This window comes from Methylorubrum zatmanii (genome assembly GCF_014845115.1).
Taxonomy (GTDB): domain Bacteria; phylum Pseudomonadota; class Alphaproteobacteria; order Rhizobiales; family Beijerinckiaceae; genus Methylobacterium; species Methylobacterium zatmanii.
Genome location: NZ_NKUI01000338.1, coordinates 1 through 1,709, shown reverse-complemented (window position 1 = coordinate 1,709; position 1,709 = coordinate 1). Strand labels below are relative to the sequence as shown.

Annotated in this window: 2 protein-coding genes; one reads left to right on the top strand and one right to left on the bottom strand. The window is 71.4% G+C overall.

The features are described from left to right. The first annotated feature begins 238 nt into the window (after positions 1-238). Positions 239-1,138 carry a DUF3313 domain-containing protein gene (locus MZTS_RS24505; RefSeq protein ID WP_192285921.1) on the top strand — a complete coding sequence of 300 codons (900 nt, stop codon included), beginning with the start codon at positions 239-241 and terminating at the stop codon, positions 1,136-1,138. A gap of 179 nt (positions 1,139-1,317) precedes the next feature. Here MZTS_RS24505 and MZTS_RS24500 read toward each other — a convergent pair. Beyond that, the coding region (locus tag MZTS_RS24500; RefSeq protein ID WP_281397103.1) for an adenine deaminase C-terminal domain-containing protein at positions 1,318-1,709 on the bottom strand (392 nt) is incomplete at its 5' end.

The window sequence follows — 1,709 nt, the reverse complement described above, 5'->3', positions numbered from 1 at the left end:
GCGCCGAAGGGTTGCGGGCGGGTTTCCGCTCACGGTGACGGAGGGGAGGGAATAAACAACGTGGCTGAACGGTCACAGCCCTGACGGATCCGACGCCGGTGCGAGTCCCCGTCCTTCCGGGATGCATCCCGCACGGCTAGGCTTCCGCCCGAAAAGAGAGGCTGCCCGGCCGCCCTGCGGCGGAGCAGCCTCCCCGCGCGCCGCACGGCGCCGGCCCCCATTTCCGCGAAAGTGCCCGATGCTCCTGCGGTCGCAACGTCGTCCCCGCTCTCCTGCCAAGGTGGGCCGCCTCGCCCTGGCCGCCTCCCTGCTCGCCCTGCTCGCCGGCTGCGGCGACGTGGTGCTCACCGATGGCGGCTCCCTCTCCCGCCACGACCAGTTCGTGACGAGCGACGCGGTCGCCTCGGAATCCAAGCTGTTCATCGACCCGACCCTGCCGCAGACGGTGCGCACCGTGCGGATCGTGCCGACGGAGTTCAGCGAGGCCGTTTCCGGCCCCGGCCTGTCGCCGGTGGAGCGGCGCCTGATCGCCAACGCCGCCGACCGGGCCCTGTGCTACGACCTGTCGCTGCGCTACGACGTGGTGTCCTCGGGGCGGGCCGACCTCACCGTGCGCTCGAAGGTGACGCGGGTCGATCTCACCAACGTGCCGGCGGCGGGGGCGACCATCGGCGCCTCGGCGGCGATCACCATCGCGGCCCAGGTCGGCATCGGCTTCGCCGACGCGGTCGGCAAGATCCCGGTGCCGCGGGTGCCGATCGGGCTCGGCAGCCTGACCATCGAGGCCGAGGCGCTCGACGCCCGCAACCGCCAGCGGGCGGCGATGATCTGGGCCGGCGCGGCCAATTCCTTCACCAACCAAGCCCGCTTCTCGGCGGCGAGCGACGCCTACGACCTCGCCGGCGAGTTCGGCCAGGATTTCGGCTCCTACCTCGCCACCGGCAAGGATCCGTTCAAGGGCGAGCTCCAGCTCCCGACCTACGACCGGATCCGCATCACCACCCTCGGCGAAGCCCCCCTCGATCCCGATTGCGAGGCCTTCGGCCGGGCCCCGGGCTTCGACGGCATCATCGGCGACATGATCGGCCTGCCGCCGGAATGGACCGACAAGGGACCGGGCGTTTCCACCGCCCGCTGAGGGGCAAGGTTGCGCCTCCCGCTCCTCCCCGACACCGCCTCATCCTGAGGTGCCGCGAGCGCGGCCTCGAAGGATCATCCAGGAATCGCGCGGGATCTGGAGAATCCTTCGAGGCTTCGCTTTGCTCCGCACCTCAGGACGAGGCCGTGGGTGAGACGAGAAGGGCCGCTCCCTCCGGCTCACGCCGCCTCGAACAGCGGCACCTGAACCGTCTCCGGCACCAACACCAGCCCCTTGTCGGTGATGCGGATCTGCGGGATCACCGAGAGCGGGATCAGGTTGAACCCCATATAGGGGATGCTGCACCCGGCCCGCTCCCAGGCGGCCTTCAGGGCCTTCATCTCCTCGGCCACCGCGCCGACGCGCTTGTCCGAGAGCAGCCCCGCCACCGGCAGCGGCACCAGGGCGACGACCTCGCCCGCCTCCACGACGCAGACGCCGCCGCCCTGGGCGGCGATGGCGCGGAGGGCCACGCGCATGTCGGCCTCATCGAGCCCGGCGACGATGACGTTGTGCGAGTCGTGGCCGACGCTGCTCGCCACCGCGCCGCGCGTGAGCCCGAAGGCGGAGA